Raw genomic sequence first — 15680 nt, 5'->3', positions numbered from 1 at the left:
TCCTTTTTCCTGTTTAAGTTTGAGTTATAGAGCAGCGGACAAACATTTTTCGACGACTACACCTCTGCGATCTGGAAAAACTGTTTCAAAGTGGTACTGAGGAAACAGTGCTGACAGTTGTTCTGTGATACCTGCTGCTTTTTGATGAGGCGTAAAACAGACGATGGATGGTCCCGATCCACTTATAGCTGCACCATAAGCACCGAGCTCGATTGCTTTTTCCTTAAGTTCAGCATACAGGGGAACCCATTTCGAACGAAACGGTTCATGAAACAGATCGCGGTTCATCATATCGGCTGCTTTCTTCCAGTCGTTCTTCATCAATGCTGCAACAAGAACATTGCTGATCGCGCTTCCTTCAACCGCCTTGTTGAAGGGAAGAAGGTTTGGCAGAGAGCCTCTAGACTGTTTCGTATGAAGAACTCCATCTGGAATGGCAACGATCATCTCAACTGCAACATCTGGTACATGGACCGTTTCTACCACTTGTCCATTGTAAAAACTGATCGTGAGACCACCAAAGATGGCAGGAATCACATTATCAGGATGTTCTTCTAGTGAACTTGCAAGTAGTGATTTTGATTCTTTAGAAAGTTCAAGGTTTAAAAGGATGTTTGCGAGTTCGATGCCTGCCACGATCGCTGATGCAGAACTTCCCATTCCTTTTGATGTTGGAAACGTACTAACCACATCTAGCTGACACGGAGGCAGTTTTTTTCTAAAAGAATCTGCTGTGAATTGTGCAGCATGCATGATTAAGTTGTTCTCATCTTTATTGAATGCTTGAAGTTCTTCGCCGTGAAATGTTGTTTTTCTCGGAGCGAACGGCTGAACGTGAACCGTTAAGTATCTATTTAGCGCAAGCCCGACAGAATCAAAGCCGGGACCAAGATTGGCTGTACTTGCTGGAACATGAATAGAAAAAGGTTCTGCTTTCATTTAAACAACACATCCTTTTAGCTGTTGACGTAGTAGATCAAAATCATTCGGAATTAGGATTGGTTCTTGTTGCACTGTTTTTAGCGCGATGTCAGGGTCTTTAAGACCATTGCCGGTTAGGATGGCCACAACCGAAGCGCCTTTTGGAAGCAAACCTTGTTTGTGTTGTTTATACAATCCAGCAATCGTACTGCAAGAAGCAGGTTCAGCGAAAACACCTTCTTTGGATGCAAGCATCTGATAAGCTTCTAAGATTTCTTCATCTGTAACAGCATCAATGACCCCACCTGATTCTTCTAATGCAGATGAAGCTAACTTCCAGCTCGCAGGATTCCCGATTCGGATGGCAGTTGCAATCGTTTCAGGATTCTTTACCACAGATCCGTTTACGATAGGAGCTGCACCGGCTGCTTGGAATCCATGAATACGGGGGAGTCCAGAGGATCTCACTGCATCATACTCTTTGAACCCTTTCCAATAAGCACTGATATTACCGGCATTTCCGACTGGTATAGCTAGAATATCCGGTGATCCGTCTAGCGCATCAACTAATTCGAAAGCTGCTGTTTTCTGTCCTTCCAGACGATATGGATTTACAGAGTTAACAAGAGTGAAATCTTCTTCATCACTCATTTTCTGTACCATCTGAAGAGCTTCATCAAAATTTCCTTCTATCGCAAAGATCTCTGCTCCATACATTTTTGCTTGAGCCAATTTTCCTTGAGCGATCTTACCATCTGGAATGACAACGATACATCTGAGGCCAGCTCTTGCGCCATAAGCCGCAGCTGCAGCAGATGTATTTCCTGTAGATGCACAGATGATCGCTCTGCTGCCTTCTTCTTTCGCTTTTGCCACAGCCATCACCATGCCTCTGTCTTTAAAAGAGCCTGTCGGATTCGCTCCTTCGTACTTCGCATAAAGGTTGATACCCCATTCCTTAGATAGATGTGTCAGGGGAATGAGTGGAGTATGCCCTTCGTTTAAAGATAGAAGGGGAGTAGACTCATTAACCGGCAAATATTCTTTATATTGATGTAAAAGTCCTTTCCAATGCATGTTAAGCTCCCTCCACACGATAGTGACTTTTGATTTCTTGTACCATTTCAGAGTCACGAAGCAGGTTGTATACGTGACTATCTTGCTGCTTGTTCGTTCCGTGTGTAACGATCACAACTTCTGCTACTCCTTTGTGATCAACAGGGCTCTGAATTAATTTTTCAAGTGAGATGTCATGCAGTGCAAACAGAGAAGTGATCGAAGAGAAGGCACCTGCCTCATCTTTCACGTACAACCGGTAAAAGAATTTTCCGTCGATCTCGTTCGGCTGTTTTAACTGTTTATCAAACTGCGGTGCAACAACGCTTTTACCATTAACACCAAGTCGCATGTTTTTCACCACGGCAACTAAATCAGAAACCACTGAAGTAGCAGTTGGAAGCTGCCCGGCACCTGGTCCGAAGAACATGGTTTCTCCTACAGATTCACCGTAAACATAGACCGCGTTATATTCATTTTGAACACTTGCTAGCGGATGTGAGTCAGGCAGAAGAGTGGGCTCAACACTGATCTCCACTTTTCCGTTATCCTTTTTTGCGTTTCCGATCAGTTTCAGCGTATAACCGAACTGGCGTGCATATTCAAGATCTTCTTGTGTAACTTTTGAAATACCTGAAACAGTTACATCATCCAAGTGGATGTGCATGGAGAATCCGAGTGTTGAGAGAATCGCCATTTTTCTCGCGGCATCGATACCTTCAACATCAGATGTAGGATCTGCTTCTGCGTATCCAAGATCTTGAGCTTCTTTTAATACTTCTTCATAGTTGCGCTGTTGTTTATCCATTTTTGTAAGAATGTAGTTCGTTGTTCCGTTGACGATTCCCATCATCTTTGTAATTTTGTCTGAAGCTAACCCATCGACGAGTGAACGAATAATAGGGATGCCTCCTGCAACACTTGCTTCATAGAATAGATCGCATTCATTCTCATGAGCTACTTGTAAAAGCTCTGCACCGTATAAGGCCATCAGATCTTTGTTTGCCGTAATCACATGCTTTTTGTTTTGAAGAGCAAGTGTGATGTATTCCCGCGCTAGTTCAATGCCGCCCATCACTTCTATTACAACCTGAATATTTGGATTTTGGATGACGTCCTCAGGATGCTGTGTTAACCATTCATTGTTAATGGAGACTAGGCGTTCTTTATCTACATTCTGAACGAGTATCTTCTCAATAAAAACAGGGCATCCAACTCGGTGCTGCAATTCTTCTCGATTTCCTTCAATCATTCTAACAACACCGCTGCCGACAGTTCCTAAACCTAAAAGTCCTACTGAAACGTGAGTAACCATTTTATCCGCCCCTTTGTTTTTATGGAAAGTACACATGTATGTTCGATATGGACATTTTACATGGTGTTGGAACATCATACAACAGGATTTTTTGTAAAGATTTAGATAGCGCTTACATTAACGAGGTCTATTCAGTCTTTTTTTATAGAGTAATAGGATAATCTCCGATATGATAGGAACAGGACTGTAAAAAAGGGGAGCGCTTCTTATGGCTTATGAGTTAGAAGAAACGGTTAAGGACACTCTGAATTGTTTAGAAGAGAATATCTTTTATATAGATCAAGACTTGCACATTTCTTGGATGAATCATAGCAGCAAGAATTTAATAGAAATGATGAAGACTTACCTTAAAATAGAATCTTCCGAAGACATTCTTGGCTTACCTATTAGAAGTTTTCATAAAAGCTCTTTTCAAGAAGAGCTGTTGAAAAAAGGTGAGTTTCCGATCGATATGCAGATTGTTCTCTTTAATAAGTTTGTTGCAAGATTGATCGTGAAAGAACTAATCTTGCAGAATGAAAAAAGGGGCTATCTGTTAACGTGGAAAGATATAACAGAGCGTGAACAAGAAAAGGAAAAAACAAAGGAACTTCTTAATGAACTAGCGACGCCTATTCTTCAAACAATCGCAGACCATACGCTGTTAGTGCCGCTGATTGGAGAGCTAACACTCGAGAGACTTGAGACGTTGACTACGAAACTATTAAAAGAATGCTTAAACAATGAAGCGGATTGTGTCATCTTAGACTTTTCAGGTGTAACAACCATCACAGATCCTGAGCTGGGGCATGAGATTCAAAAGCTTACAGATGCGATTAAGTTGATGGGAGCAGATGTATTGTACTGCGGTTTTCCAAAAGAAATGGTTAAAAATATGGTTTCTCTTGGTGTACATACGAATCAACGTTCATTTGTATCCTTTCGAAATGCTATTCGTTATGTTGTTTCAGAACTTCAAAAATAAAGAAGCAGCCGTTTAGTGCGGCTGCTTTGTCTTTTTAATATTTTTAATCGCCTCTTTATAGGAAAGTGGACTTAACTCCTCTGTATGAACGAACTCCCATACCCAATCGGCGTCAGTGTAGGCATATTCTCTCAACGCCCATCCAATGCCTTTCCGGATAAAGAAATCTTGATCGTACTTTGTATCCTTAATAATTTGTGCTAGGAGCTCTTTATCGGTCTTGAGTTTGTACCCGAGTTGAAATAGAATGGCCGATCGCATAAGCCAGATGTTTTTTGATGCGATCCAACGTTCCGTAACGTGTTCAATCTCTTCTGGAAACTTCATCAAATAATAGCCTGCGATATGTTTAGCAATATGATCAACCGTATCCCACCAGCTTTTATTCACGATGGTATATTCGATCCAATCTATATCCTCTTTTGTCATCTGCTTCTTTGATTTTTCTATTATTGTAAACGTGGCATACTGCATTTCGCGTTCTGGCCGAGACCAAGCTTCTTTAATTAATGATGGTAGTTCTTCTTTTGAAGGTAATCCATACTCCTTTAAAAATTCCTTCATACTTTGTTTCAAAATGGGAGAACGAATTCCGAAAAATTCGAACTGATCACGCATATATTTTTTCATTGGTTCTGCATCTTCTTTATTCGCTTGTTTGTTTAAATACTGCCACAATTTTTCTTCATACATGGGATTTCACTCCTTTTAACAAAATTATACAAAATATTGTTAACTAACTGAAACTTTTTTCTGTAACTCTCGTAAATATCTATATAAAACCAATATTGGAAATTAATTATTGTCGACAAAATTTTACAATCTTTTTTGTTTCACTTTGTTAAGGTTATATCAAATTCGACAAAAGGGCGTGGTCATTTATAGCTTTGCAATAAAAAGTATATGAAGACAGGAGAGATGACCGTGGAACTATTCGGATATCCGTTGTCTACGATCTATTTAGGAAGCTTTATCATTTTTGGGTGCATCACTTTTGTATACATCCTTTTTGGTGACATGCTCGATGCAGCAATGGACTTTTTGCACCCATCGCTCATCTTATCCTTTTTTACAATCGGGACGGCTTCGGGCTATTTATTAGAGATCATGACGGAAATTAACAGCTGGTTCATTATGGTTTTCAGTGGATTACTTTCGCTGTTACTCGTGACTCTTTTAAACGTTTTCGTCTTGATGCCGATCCGTTCATCAGAAGAATCATTAGCTTATCGAGATGAAGATCTTAAGGGAAGAGTGGGCACCGTATTAACTTCGGTTCCGACAGATGGATTTGGCGAAATTCTAATCGAAGGTATAAGCGGGAGGATATCTAAATCCGCAATAAGCATGGATAACAAGCCAATTCCTCAAGGAGAAAAAGTGTTGATTATCGACATCCAAAAAGGTGTCGTATCCGTCATGCGTTATGAGCAAGTGGAACAAACATATATTCATTAAACTGGAGGGGTTATTATGAGTTTTTCACCGTTGTTTATCGTTATCGGGGTTGCCGTATTCTTAGTCGTTGCTCTTATTAGTGTTTTTATTACAAAGTATAGAACGGCGAGCCCAGATGAAGCATTAATCGTAACAGGAAGCTTCTTAGGAAGCAAGAACGTGAATATCGATGAAGCAGGCAATCGTATTAAGATCGTTCGTGGAGGCGGTACGTTCGTACTTCCTGTTTTCCAACAAGCAAAGCCGCTTAGTTTGTTAACGAGTAAGTTAGATGTACAAACACCAGAAGTATATACAGAGCAAGGTGTTCCCGTTATGGCTGACGGAACAGCGATCATTAAAGTAGGAAGCTCAATCGGTGAGATCGCGACTGCTGCTGAGCAGTTCTTAGGAAAGTTGAAGGAAGATCGTGAAAATGAAGCACGTGAAGTCCTTGAAGGTCATTTACGTTCTATCTTAGGATCGATGACGGTTGAAGAGATCTATAAGAATCGTGAAAAATTCTCGCAGGAAGTTCAACGTGTAGCTTCTCAAGATCTAGCTAAAATGGGATTGATCATCGTATCGTTTACGATCAAAGATCTTCGTGATAAGAATGGATACCTAGATTCTCTTGGTAAGCCTCGTATCGCACAGATTAAGCGCGACGCTGACATGGCGATGGCAGAAGCTGAAAAAGAAACGCGTATCAAACGTGCTGAAGCAGATAAAGAAGCAAAGCAGTCTGAGTTAGGGCGCGCGACAGAAGTAGCGGAAGCTGAAAAGATGAATCAGCTGAAAGTGGCTGAGTTCCGTCGTGAACAAGATGTGGCTAAAGCCCGTGCTGACCAGGCTTACCACCTAGAAGAAGCGATCGCAAAACAGCAAGTAACAGAACAACAGATGCAGATTAAGATCATCGAGCGTCAAAAGCAGATCGAGCTTGAAGAAAAAGAGATTCTTCGTCGTGAAAAGCAATACGACTCAGAAGTTAAGAAGAAAGCTGATGCAGACCGTTATGCAGTTGAACAAAACGCAGAAGCTGACAAACGCAAACAGGTCGCTGAGGCAGATGCTCATAAGTATCGTGTTGAAGCCATGGCAAAAGCCGAAGCTGAGAAAGTACGCCTAGACGGACTTTCAAGAGCAGAAGCGGAACGTGCAAAAGGGGAGTCCGAAGCAGATGTTATCCGTCTGAAAGGTCTTGCTGAAGCAGAAGCGAAACAGAAGATCGCAGAAGCGTTCGAGTTATATGGTCAGGCAGCGATGATGGATATGATGATTAAGATGCTTCCAGAATACGCGAAGCAAGTGGCAGCACCTCTTTCTAACATCGATAAAATTACGGTCGTGGATACAGGCGGCGGTGAAAATGGTGGAGCAAACCGTATTACGGGTTACGCGACGAATTTAATGTCATCACTTCAAGAATCTTTAAAAGCATCTTCAGGCATTGATGTGAAAGAACTGCTAGAAAACTTCTCTGGCAAAGGGAATGTTCGCAATAGCATCGACGATCTTCGCATCGAATTTGCTAAAAAAGAGCCAAATGCAGTGGCAACAAAGGAAAAAGCAGAAGTAAAAGCATCAAAGGGCGAATAAATAAAGAAAAAGCTTACTCTGGATGGGGCGAAATAGCCCCTGTAAGAGTAAGCTTTTTGTAAATATATTTGCTAAGGAGACGTTGAGCGGAATTTGTGCTCGCTCACGAAGATTTATGCTCGTTCGCAGAGATTCCACATACCAGCCAGATTCAACCATTACTCCTTATTCATCTGAGCCTCGACAGCCTCAAGCTTTCCTGCCATCGTAGACTTTTTATCGCGGCGGTCATCGATGCGAATATTTGTGGCTACTCGCTGAATGCCTTTTGAAAAGGGTACCTCATGAAGCTGCTGAATCACATGAAAGAGATCTGGAAGCTCGCCTTCAATCAATGTACTCATAGGTGTAAGCTGGTAATTTACCTTATCTTCGTTTTGCTGAAGAACTTTTTGTATTTCAGCTACATATTCACTAACACTAGGAGTTTCAGTACCGATTGGAATGATCGTAATGTCTACAATTGCCATAAATAAAACACCTCAACTTTTTACTTTATTGTAGCAAAACCAAACATAATGACAAACAAAAGGACGATAACTATGGAAATTCAGTATGCGAAGAAACATCATCTTCAAAAAATAATAGAATTAGATAAAAAAATAATAGGAAGTGATCACAGGAAAGAAGAGCTCGGACATGCGATAAAAGAGGAAAGATGTCTCATCCTCTATCAGGAGGATGAAATCGCTGCTTTTTTAATCTATCATACTCACTTCTTTGACTGCTGTTTTATATCGCTTATCATGGTTGATCCGGCTCATCAAAGAAAAGGATTGGCGAGTAGTTTGTTAACACACATGAGTAGGATCTCACCTACAAATAAGCTATTCTCATCCACAAATAAATCAAATGAATCTATGAAAAAGGTATTTATCAAGAACAATTTTACGAAAAGCGGATTTATCGATAACTTAGATGAAGGAGATCCAGAGATTATTTATTATAGAAATTGTTACTAAAAGTTTGGGCCGCCTTCAACAAGCATCCCTATAAAAGAAAGGAAGAAACAAGATGGTGGAACTAAAAAGAATAGATGAGGCGATCGATGAACTTTTTACATATAGAAATATTGGAACTGATCCAGCGTTCAGTAGGTTTATTCCGATGGTTTACGATCCGATCGATTTTGATTGGCGCAATGAGTTCCAACCTGAATTTACCAAACTGTTCAACGGACTCATGCTTAGAGGAGACGAAAAGGTAAATCGAGTATTTTTGGCTGTTTTCCCTACAGAAGAAATTTTAGAAAGATTCATTGCTGAAAGTCATCCAGGAGATCTGTTATTTATGCATCATCCCATTGTGATGGAATGCGGAGATCCAAAAGGGAAATGGGGAAGAGGTTTTATGCCGATACCTCCTCATTTTATCCAGCAGATGAAGAAAAGACGTTTATCGGTATTTACGCTTCATGTACCACTCGATTATTCAAGGGTAATCAGTACGAGTGATTCGTGGGGAGAAGCATTAAACGCAAAAGTGATTGGAGAACTATTGAAGGATGATAATGGAGCTTGTGGTATTCTTTGTGAAATAGCTCCTACTTCTACAGAGGACTTGATTCATCATTCAACCGAATTGTTCGGAATTCCTTATGCTGATGTGCATGGTCCTATTCATAAAAACATAACGAAGATCGCGATTGTTGCAGGATGCGGTGATAAAGTAGAAGCAATGATCGAGGCGGAAAAGATGGGTGCAGAAGCCTATTTGACAGGTGAGGTGCATTGCCACATCGATAATGAGTACGGTAAAAAGAAGTATGAACAGATGAAAAGCTATATTGCTCAAAGTACAATGAGCTTAATCGGCGTATCGCATGCTGCTTCCGAATATTTAGTTCATGCTACACAGTTGAAATCTTGGTTTGAAGAGCAGTTTCAGTTGCGTGTAACGCTATTACCTCAAAGTAAATGGTGGGTATGATCACAACAAAAAAAGAGGTGGGAAGAAGACATGAACATTCGGCGAGCGAAAATAACAGATGCAGCAGAAATTGCGAAAGTACACGTAAAAAGCTGGCAGCAATCGTATAAAGGTCTAGTAGATGACGATTATCTATTACAGATGTCAGTTACGGAAAGAGAACAAAGATGGAGTGAATGGTTGGTCCAGAAATCGCACATTGTTCTTGTTTTAGAAGATGAGAATCATCATTTATGTGGCTTTATTTCTGGAGGTTCGATCAGGTCACAACATCAATATGAGAGTGAGATATATGCTTTTTACTTAGAAAAAACAGTGCAACAAAAAGGACATGGAACAAGAATGCTTAAAGCGTTCTGTAAAGAACTAACATCAATAGGGAAAAAAAGTATGATCGTGTGGGTATTGAAAGAAAATCCATCCAAACAAGCATATATTTCAACAGGTGGGAAAAAGATAGATGAAGAACAGATAACAATAGGAAAGCAGCACTTGTTTGAAGTATGCTTTGCATGGGATGACATAACGTATATACTAACTACTAGTACCGAACAAACGACTTAAATACATAGAAAAAATAACACTGCGTTTTACTGAAATGTATTTTCCTCTTTCCAAATTACCCAATTTATCGTTACAATGGTAGAAGGTGTAAAAAAAGAAGTTGGTGACGTCATGGAATTTGACTTAATAAATATCATACATCAATATAGCTATTTTGGTATTTTTCTACTATTGGCATTAGGTATTATCGGCTTACCTATCCCGGATGAGATCCTTTTGGCCACTGTAGGATACTTCATTTTTGCAGGAGATCTTCCTTTTTTACCTGCTGTATTGAGTGCTTTTTTAGGAGCGATAGCAGGTATTACGGGTAGCTATTATTTTGGAAACATCTGTGGTAAACCTCTGTTAAAAAAGTTAGGCCCAAAATTTGGGGTATCTGAAGAAAAGATAGAAAAAACACAAAATTTCTTTTTAAAGTATGGAAAATCAGCATTGTTTTTTGGCTACTTTATGCCGGGAATAAGACACCTGACCGCTTATTTTGCTGGAATGTATTCTTTAAATTGGAGACAATTCGCACTTTACGCTTATAGTGGTGCTTTGTTCTGGTGTTCCTTCTTTATCGTGATCGGCTATCAATTGGCAGGTCGATGGGCTCTAGTCATGGAGGTAATCCATAAAGTAGGTCTGTTCGCATTTACAATCGTAATCCTTAGTGTTGTTGCTTGGTTCATCTTTAAACCGAAAAACAAAGGTTCCTATTCAAATGGTTGGTTTAAATAATTATGTCTTCCAATACTGGAAGGCTTTTTTTTTATGTCTTTTAACAACGCTCTTTTCTAAAAGATTGTTGCTTTGTGAACTCCTTGTCACCTTTGAAAATTGATTGGAGTGGAAGGTGCGAGACTCCTACGGGACAGGCGGGCAGCTGAGACACTTAAGAGTGAAACGTACGAATGTGGCTCAGCGTCTGCCCCGTGGAAAGCGAGCAGCCTGGAACGGAAATCAACACTTCCTAAAGCAACAAAGCTTACGAAAACAGCCTTTAACAAAAATCATTGCTATGTATATTTTCTCTTCAACAAACAAATTTTATTAGATGACAGTCAAAAATTTATAAAGGAGTGTCATTTAATGAAAAAGACTATTCTCGTTACTTCAATGGCCGTGATGCTATCATCGTTTCTAGGTGCTTGTGGAATGAACAACAATGACAAGGACATGGGAAAAGAAGCGCGTAACAATATGACTGAAGTGAACTACGACAATCGTGCTGACCGAAATATGGATAACATGAACAACAACATGGATATGGGTATGGATAACCAGTACGACGAAAACACGCGTATGGATGTAGCAGATAAAGCAGCGAATAAAGTAACAGATCTTAAAGAAGTAGACGATGCGACCGTTATCGTTACAGAGAACAATGCTTATGTAGCTGCAAAGCTTAAAGGCGGCGAGAGCATGAAGCTTTCGAGAGAGACAGAAAAGAAAATCGGCGATACCGTTCGAAAAACAGATCCTGATATCAATGATGTCTTTGTTTCAACGAACCCTGACTTCATCGATCGTATGAACGGATATGCTGACGAGATTAACAAAGGAAATCCTGTTTCAGGTTTTGTAAGAGAGTTCAACGATACGATTAAGCGTGTATTCCCAACCAATCGTTAAATGAGTAAAAGGGCTGAGTATGTCTCAGTCCTTTACTTACGAAAACATTTGTTAGAAAATTCATTATATCTGAATATTGACTCCAATCTCATATCGTGTTACAAATACATATGGATAAAAAAATATTTCGACAAAATTCGATAATTACAATAAAAACGAAATCATATAGATGACCACGGAGGAGGAATTTAATATGCAGAAGCGGACGCTCTCGGTGGGCTTAATGTTATTTGCTTTATTTTTTGGAGCAGGAAATTTAATTTTTCCGCCAGCATTGGGTCAGTCAGCAGGGGAAATGGTCTGGCAGTCCATGGTTGGCTTTTTCATAACAGGAGTTGGATTACCTTTATTGGGTGTAATCGCACTAGCACGTACGGGTGGTGGCCTACAAACCTTAACGGAACGAGTTAATCCGTTATTCGGTTCTGTATTCGCGATCATACTCTATTTAGCCATAGGGCCTTTCTTTGGAATCCCTAGAACAGGAACTGTTTCTTATGAGATGGCAGTCGTTCCTTTCTTACCAGAAAGTATGAACAATGGTCTGACGCTGTTCTTGTTTACAGTTGTATTCTTTGCCGTAACGTATTGGCTTTCGTTAAATCCATCAAAACTTGTAGACCGAATCGGTAATATCTTAACGCCAGTATTATTGCTCATTATCGTATCTCTTTTAGTTAAGGCGATCATTACACCGGTTGGAAAACTAGGTACTGCATCTCCTAATTATGCAAGTAATCCTTTAGTTAAAGGGTTTATGGATGGATATTTGACGATGGATACACTAGGAGCACTTGCGTTTGGTATCGTAGTCATCACAGCAGTGAAACGCCCAGAGATGAAAAAAGAACAAGTAACCAAGATGGTTATTAAGGCAGGACTGATTGCAGCTACTTGTTTGGCCGCAGTTTACGGTATTTTAGCTTATTTAGGAGCTACAAGTCAGGCACTAGGCAAAACGGATAATGGCGGTCAGATCCTTACGAATGTTGTAGCAGAACTTTTTGGACCGTTTGGAAACGTACTCCTTGGTCTAGCTGTAGCACTAGCTTGTCTTACAACTTCAGTAGGTCTTGTAACTGCTTGTGGAGAATTTGCAAAAAAAATGTTCCCGAATGTTTCCTATAAAACAGTTGTACTTCTTATGAGTGTTTTCAGTGCTGGTATTGCAAACCTAGGATTAACACAGTTAATCTCAGTTTCTGTACCTGTTTTAACAGCGATCTATCCAATTGCGATTGTTTTGATCCTGCTTTCTTTCCTACATGATTTATTCTCTGGGAGAAAAGAAGTATATATCGGTGGAATCGTAGCAACTGCACTTGTCTCAATAGTAGATGGATTAAAAGCTTTTGGACTTAAACTGGGTGCGATCGAACAAATTTATTTGCATATCCCTCTTTATGCAGATGGAATCGGGTGGCTGCTCCCTGCTATCATAGGATCAGTTGTAGGTTTTATCATTGCCGTAATAAGAGGTAGAATCGTCATCTTCTCTACAAATTAAGAAAAAGAGAATGCCTTAGGATTAGATCCTAAGGCATTTTTTTATGTTATTTAAACCAACGCTGGTGTTTTTTCTTTTATCTTAGCTGCAACGTTTTGAGCAATCCATACGCCACATGCACTTGCTTGGGCGAGACCACGCGTGATTCCAGCACCATCTCCACCAACATAGAGGCCGTTGATCTCTGACTCGAATTTATCATCAAGCTTTGGACGTGCAGAATAGAACTTAGCTTCTACACCATAAAACAATGTGTGTTCTGATGCAATACCAGGTGTTACTTTATCTAATGCCTCAGTCATTTCAATCAAACTTTTCATCGTGTTATAAGGAAGCACAAGCCCTAGGTCGCCAGGTACAGCTTCTTTTAATGTTGGAGAAAGGAAGCCTTCTTTAATTCGTTTATCCGTAGATCGACGTCCTTTTAAGATATCACCATACTTCTGAACGACAAGGCCACCCATAGAAAGCTGATTGGCAAGTCTTGAAACCTCATGAGCGTATTCTGTAGGCTGATCGAACGGTTCAGCGAATTGATGTGATACAAGGAGTGCAAAGTTTGTGTTCTCACTGCCTAGCTTAGGATCTTTATAGGCGTGTCCATTCGCAAGCATGATACCAGAATGGTTCTCTACGACAACATGTCCAGAAGGATTGGAGCAAAACGTTCTTACTTTTGTGCCGACAGATGTATTAAAAACAAATTTACCTTCATAAAGATGCTTGTTGATCTCTTCCATCACTAAGTTAGAAGTTTCAACACGAACGCCAATGTCGACTTGGTTAGCTGTCATTTTTATACGTCTTTTTTTAAGAATTTTCGTTAGCCATGTTGAACCATCGCGACCGGGAACAATAACAACTTTCTCTGATGTAAGAGATGTTCCGTCTTTTAGAAGGATTCCTTTTGCTACATATCCTTCAGCCGTTCGTTCGGTAATGAGATCTTCAACCTCAGCTTTATATTTCATCTCAATGCGTGTTTTTAAGTATTCATAGATGCTTTTCAGTATTTCAAGGTTTTGTTCTGTACCAAGATGACGAACTTGAGCTCTTAGAAGCTTCAAACCAGCTGCATAACCGCGCTTTTCAATATCCTTGACTTCTGGTGTAAGAGGGTCTGTGATTGAATCAGTGGCTCCGTGCTCTAAGTTGATCTCATCTACATATTTAATAAGTTCAACCACTTGTTCTTCCGATAGGTAATCTGTCATCCATCCTCCGAATTCGCTCGTAATATTGAACTTTCCATCCGAATAAGCTCCTGCTCCGCCAAAACCATTTGTGATCGAACAAGCTGGTAAACAACCGGCAAATTCTTTTCTGCCTGCTGCAGGCGGACATTTTTGAATTTTCTTCTCTAAAATCGGGCACGAACGTGCATAGATGTCATGTCCCTTATCTATTAACAAAATCTTTGCATCTGGAAGCTGTCTTGTTAGTTCGTAGCTCGTAAAAATTCCTGCAGGACCTGCGCCAACAACAATTACATCATAATGGGTATTCATAATAATCCCCCTTGAAATACTTGGTAGTTTTTCTAGAATTGTTTTTTCCCTTGGTAAATATAACAATTATTAAGGTGGATTTCAACTAAAATACGAACAATTTAATAAAAAAATATATTTTTATTCGTGTTTTAGATTAGGAAGGTGATTCATATGAGGATTGACAGTAAATCAGGAAATAAGATTACAATGTAAAACAGGTAGGAGTAACCGATTTTCAATGGTATATTTCCCTTTACACTGCCCATAGAGTTTTGATCATATTTCCGCGAGTAAATGAATCGACTAATCCTTCTCGACCTATACCCTTTAATCATCGCAACTCTCAAAAAAAAACCTAAAGAAAAAGCTTCTTCAGGTTTTAGAATCTGATCTTCATGATCTTCCAGCCGTCTGTCATTGATTTTCGTTCCATTAAAAAGGTAAATGTATCTGTTTGTAATCCGTTATCATCGTACTTTTTTACTCTAGCTCTTATTTCAGTTCGAACAACAGGAGGATACCTAGTACTTGGAGATCTGATCTCATATTGCATACTTGTGATTCCTTTGAACAGCTCCGTAACGGTCGAGTCTTCAAGCAGGTTCCTGTTTAGGACAGGCATAGCTAATTTGATGTCTTGCTGTTTCATGCCGACTAAAAACATAGAAACTGCTTGTTTCGCACTTGCTCCAGCTGCGTATTTAGAAAGTTGTCCGCCAGCTTTTAAGATCATAAATTGATGAGAAGGATCAATATTGCGTGATCGGTGTGTTGAACTACCTAAAAAATGTATACAAAAATGGCCAGGAAATCCGTTTTCTAATGCGCCTGCTCCATGAGGCATTCCATGCATGCTGCCTGCGAGCATCCTGCCTTTTACGGGAATAAGTATAGCTCGTCGATTCCAGCTCCATTTATCGTTATATAGATGCTTTAAAACAGCTGTATCATCGCGGGTCAACGGCTGTACATCGGCATGCTTATTGCCAGCCCTTCTTTGTACTTGAAAATAAAAGCCGGTCTCTAGATCTACGACTTTAAATGTAGCACCTTTAGGAAGGAGTTTGTTTACTTTCTCCCATTCTACAACCTCCCCCTTTTTTACGATTGGGAAATAAGTTAGGGGTTCTTTTGCTTCAGAGGTGAGGGGAAAGAAGAAGCTTAAACAAGCAGTTAATAGAACTCCAGTCATGATCTTATTCCACATAGTCAGTCCTCAATTCCGTATGATTTTCTCTTCCTTAATATGGATTGTTTTGTCCTTTTTATCCTCCA

The 15680-nt window shown here is 39.9% G+C and carries 17 protein-coding genes; 10 read left to right on the top strand and 7 right to left on the bottom strand.

Features of this window, described 5'->3' with window-relative positions:
• Window positions 1–24: 24 nt before the first annotated feature.
• From thrB to IHV12_RS02790, 3 genes are read right to left on the bottom strand one after another with little or no spacing between them, the layout of a single operon-like run.
• Window positions 25–939 (bottom strand): homoserine kinase, encoded by a 915-nt coding sequence (gene thrB, locus IHV12_RS02800; RefSeq protein WP_197189730.1) that lies wholly within the window; start codon window positions 937–939, stop codon window positions 25–27.
• Complete coding sequence (gene thrC, locus IHV12_RS02795) at window positions 940–1998, bottom strand: threonine synthase (protein WP_197189729.1); 1059 nt, start codon at window positions 1996–1998, stop codon at window positions 940–942. It lies immediately after the preceding gene.
• 1 nt (window position 1999) lies between these two features.
• Window positions 2000–3292 carry a homoserine dehydrogenase gene (locus IHV12_RS02790; RefSeq protein ID WP_197189728.1) on the bottom strand — a complete coding sequence of 431 codons (1293 nt, stop codon included), beginning with the start codon at window positions 3290–3292 and terminating at the stop codon, window positions 2000–2002.
• Between the two features lie 208 nt (window positions 3293–3500).
• On the opposite strand from IHV12_RS02790, the gene IHV12_RS02785 reads away from it, so the two are divergent.
• The gene (locus tag IHV12_RS02785) at window positions 3501–4256 is read left to right on the top strand and encodes an STAS domain-containing protein (protein WP_197189727.1); all 756 of its coding nucleotides are present in this window, start codon (window positions 3501–3503) and stop codon (window positions 4254–4256) included.
• A 12-nt stretch (window positions 4257–4268) separates the two neighbouring features.
• Here the strand turns inward: IHV12_RS02785 and IHV12_RS02780 are convergent, their stop codons facing one another.
• Window positions 4269–4949, bottom strand: coding sequence for a DNA alkylation repair protein (locus tag IHV12_RS02780; RefSeq protein WP_197189726.1), 681 nt, complete (start codon window positions 4947–4949; stop codon window positions 4269–4271).
• A 231-nt stretch (window positions 4950–5180) separates the two neighbouring features.
• Here IHV12_RS02780 and IHV12_RS02775 point away from each other — a divergent pair, with 231 nt between their 5' ends.
• Window positions 5181–5714, top strand: coding sequence for an NfeD family protein (locus tag IHV12_RS02775; RefSeq protein WP_197189725.1), 534 nt, complete (start codon window positions 5181–5183; stop codon window positions 5712–5714).
• A gap of 15 nt (window positions 5715–5729) precedes the next feature.
• Window positions 5730–7295 carry a flotillin family protein gene (locus IHV12_RS02770; RefSeq protein ID WP_197129465.1) on the top strand — a complete coding sequence of 522 codons (1566 nt, stop codon included), beginning with the start codon at window positions 5730–5732 and terminating at the stop codon, window positions 7293–7295.
• Window positions 7296–7453: 158 nt separating this feature from the next.
• On the opposite strand, the gene IHV12_RS02765 is transcribed toward IHV12_RS02770, so the two are convergent.
• Window positions 7454–7765, bottom strand: coding sequence for an MTH1187 family thiamine-binding protein (locus tag IHV12_RS02765; protein ID WP_197189724.1), 312 nt, complete (start codon window positions 7763–7765; stop codon window positions 7454–7456).
• A gap of 72 nt (window positions 7766–7837) precedes the next feature.
• On the opposite strand from IHV12_RS02765, the gene IHV12_RS02760 reads away from it, so the two are divergent.
• The 7 genes from IHV12_RS02760 (at window position 7838) to brnQ (ending at window position 12915) form a co-directional block, all read left to right on the top strand.
• Window positions 7838–8257, top strand: a complete 420-nt coding sequence (locus tag IHV12_RS02760) for a GNAT family N-acetyltransferase (RefSeq protein ID WP_197189723.1) — start codon at window positions 7838–7840, stop codon at window positions 8255–8257.
• A 52-nt stretch (window positions 8258–8309) separates the two neighbouring features.
• On the top strand, window positions 8310–9224 hold the full coding sequence (locus IHV12_RS02755) for a Nif3-like dinuclear metal center hexameric protein (RefSeq protein ID WP_197189722.1): 915 nt from the start codon (window positions 8310–8312) through the stop codon (window positions 9222–9224).
• Between the two features lie 30 nt (window positions 9225–9254).
• Window positions 9255–9788, top strand: a complete 534-nt coding sequence (locus tag IHV12_RS02750; protein WP_197189721.1) for a GNAT family N-acetyltransferase — start codon at window positions 9255–9257, stop codon at window positions 9786–9788.
• 111 nt (window positions 9789–9899) lie between these two features.
• Entirely contained in the window at window positions 9900–10514 is a 615-nt protein-coding gene (locus tag IHV12_RS02745) for a DedA family protein (RefSeq protein ID WP_197189720.1), read from the top strand.
• A gap of 115 nt (window positions 10515–10629) precedes the next feature.
• Window positions 10630–10830 (top strand): hypothetical protein, encoded by a 201-nt coding sequence (locus IHV12_RS02740; RefSeq protein ID WP_197189719.1) that lies wholly within the window; start codon window positions 10630–10632, stop codon window positions 10828–10830.
• A 35-nt stretch (window positions 10831–10865) separates the two neighbouring features.
• Window positions 10866–11408 carry a YhcN/YlaJ family sporulation lipoprotein gene (locus tag IHV12_RS02735; protein ID WP_197129483.1) on the top strand — a complete coding sequence of 181 codons (543 nt, stop codon included), beginning with the start codon at window positions 10866–10868 and terminating at the stop codon, window positions 11406–11408.
• Window positions 11409–11601: 193 nt separating this feature from the next.
• Window positions 11602–12915 (top strand): branched-chain amino acid transport system II carrier protein, encoded by a 1314-nt coding sequence (gene brnQ, locus IHV12_RS02730; protein WP_197189718.1) that lies wholly within the window; start codon window positions 11602–11604, stop codon window positions 12913–12915.
• Between the two features lie 50 nt (window positions 12916–12965).
• Here brnQ and IHV12_RS02725 read toward each other — a convergent pair whose 3' ends face one another.
• Both IHV12_RS02725 and IHV12_RS02720 read right to left on the bottom strand, forming a co-directional pair.
• Window positions 12966–14423, bottom strand: a complete 1458-nt coding sequence (locus IHV12_RS02725; protein ID WP_197129489.1) for an NAD(P)/FAD-dependent oxidoreductase — start codon at window positions 14421–14423, stop codon at window positions 12966–12968.
• Between the two features lie 361 nt (window positions 14424–14784).
• A complete protein-coding gene (locus IHV12_RS02720) occupies window positions 14785–15612 on the bottom strand; it encodes a hypothetical protein (RefSeq protein WP_197129493.1) in 828 nt (275 codons plus the stop codon).
• Between the last annotated feature and the right edge of the window lie 68 nt (window positions 15613–15680).

Origin of the sequence: Fictibacillus sp. 7GRE50 (genome assembly GCF_015903875.1) — a bacterium.
In the GTDB taxonomy this organism is placed as follows: domain Bacteria; phylum Bacillota; class Bacilli; order Bacillales; family Fictibacillaceae; genus Fictibacillus; species Fictibacillus phosphorivorans.
This window is presented reverse-complemented; position numbering and strand designations above follow the sequence as displayed.

Bases quoted from the DNA above. Each gene is read 5' to 3' on its own strand.
- thrB (WP_197189730.1), bottom strand. From the start codon at position 939: ATGAAAGCAGAACCTTTTTCTATTCATGTTCCAGCAAGTACAGCCAAT.
- thrC (WP_197189729.1), bottom strand. From the start codon at position 1,998: ATGCATTGGAAAGGACTTTTACATCAATATAAAGAATATTTGCCGGTT.
- IHV12_RS02790 (WP_197189728.1), bottom strand. From the start codon at position 3,292: ATGGTTACTCACGTTTCAGTAGGACTTTTAGGTTTAGGAACTGTCGGC.
- IHV12_RS02785 (WP_197189727.1), top strand. From the start codon at position 3,501: ATGGCTTATGAGTTAGAAGAAACGGTTAAGGACACTCTGAATTGTTTA.
- IHV12_RS02780 (WP_197189726.1), bottom strand. From the start codon at position 4,949: ATGTATGAAGAAAAATTGTGGCAGTATTTAAACAAACAAGCGAATAAA.
- IHV12_RS02770 (WP_197129465.1), top strand. From the start codon at position 5,730: ATGAGTTTTTCACCGTTGTTTATCGTTATCGGGGTTGCCGTATTCTTA.
- IHV12_RS02765 (WP_197189724.1), bottom strand. From the start codon at position 7,765: ATGGCAATTGTAGACATTACGATCATTCCAATCGGTACTGAAACTCCT.
- IHV12_RS02760 (WP_197189723.1), top strand. From the start codon at position 7,838: ATGGAAATTCAGTATGCGAAGAAACATCATCTTCAAAAAATAATAGAA.
- IHV12_RS02755 (WP_197189722.1), top strand. From the start codon at position 8,310: ATGGTGGAACTAAAAAGAATAGATGAGGCGATCGATGAACTTTTTACA.
- IHV12_RS02750 (WP_197189721.1), top strand. From the start codon at position 9,255: ATGAACATTCGGCGAGCGAAAATAACAGATGCAGCAGAAATTGCGAAA.
- IHV12_RS02745 (WP_197189720.1), top strand. From the start codon at position 9,900: ATGGAATTTGACTTAATAAATATCATACATCAATATAGCTATTTTGGT.
- IHV12_RS02735 (WP_197129483.1), top strand. From the start codon at position 10,866: ATGAAAAAGACTATTCTCGTTACTTCAATGGCCGTGATGCTATCATCG.
- brnQ (WP_197189718.1), top strand. From the start codon at position 11,602: ATGCAGAAGCGGACGCTCTCGGTGGGCTTAATGTTATTTGCTTTATTT.
- IHV12_RS02725 (WP_197129489.1), bottom strand. From the start codon at position 14,423: ATGAATACCCATTATGATGTAATTGTTGTTGGCGCAGGTCCTGCAGGA.
- IHV12_RS02720 (WP_197129493.1), bottom strand. From the start codon at position 15,612: ATGTGGAATAAGATCATGACTGGAGTTCTATTAACTGCTTGTTTAAGC.